Raw genomic sequence first — 1,000 nt, forward strand, 5'->3', positions numbered from 1 at the left:
GAGCCGGCGACCGGGGGACGGACCGGCCCGGCGGGCCCGCCCCCGCCACGCGTGGCGGGTCAGCCGGCGGCGCGGTGGCACACGTACGCCAGCGCGCCGACCAGCAACCGAGCCAGTGGTGGTACGGAGCTCTCCAGGTCCGGCGGGCGCAGCCAGCGCACCGGGCCCAGCCCGCCGTGCTCGCACGGCGGCGCCGTGATGTGCCCCCCGGGCCCCAGGCAGCGCAGCTGCGGCAGCGCGTCGTCCCACCCCATCCGGTACAGCAGCTGGGGGAGCTCGGCGGCGGCGCCGGGCGCGACGAGGAACCACACGCGACCGTGCGGCGCCTCGGCGACCGGCCCCAGTGGCAGCCCGATGCGTTCCAGGCGCAGCAGGGCACGGCGCCCGGGTCCGCGCGGGACCTCGATGACGTCGAAGTCGCGCCCTGTGGGCAGCAGGGCGGTGGCGCCGGGGGTACGGTCCCAGTCGGCCAGGGCCTGCCGCAGTGAGGTGCCCGCCGCGATGGTGAGGTCGTCGCTGAGCGGATGGGCGCCCGGGGAGGCGCAGTCGGGGCGCCCGCAGGAGCACTCGGGGCGCCCGGGTCCAGGCCCGCGCCGCACGGCGCGCGCACCGGGCGTCACGTCCCAGCCCCACAGTCCGGTGTACTCGGCGACCGCCATCCGGACCGGGTTCCGGACCAGTCGGCGCGGTAACCTGCCCGTCAGCCGCAGCTCCCGGATCTCCCGCAGTCCGTCGATCGTGAAGCCCATGCACTCTCCAACGGGTCGGGTATACGGATAGTTACGATCGTCGGGCTGAGGCCGGGGGGAGCACGTTCTCCGCAGCGCGCGCCCCCGCTGTGCTTCCTTCCGCCCGAGGCCGTACATCCCCCGTACCAGTGAAGCGCGCACGCTGGGCAATAGGTTCAATCGGAGGGGTGGCGAATGGTGGCGATTACCCGCCGCACCTCCAGCGCGTTGGTGATCATAGGATTACTTTCGGTAGATTCATAGACGGGATG

1 protein-coding gene is annotated in these 1,000 nt (G+C 74.0%); it reads right to left on the reverse strand.

Translation table 11 applies throughout. The features are described 5' to 3' along the window. Nucleotides 1–59: 59 nt before the first annotated feature. The gene (locus ACWF62_RS20750; protein ID WP_452631332.1) at nt 60–749 is read right to left on the reverse strand and encodes a bifunctional DNA primase/polymerase; all 690 of its coding nucleotides are present in this window, start codon (nt 747–749) and stop codon (nt 60–62) included. Nucleotides 750–1,000: the final 251 nt, after the last annotated feature.

It is taken from the genome of Rhodococcus sp. NPDC054953 (assembly GCF_053609225.1).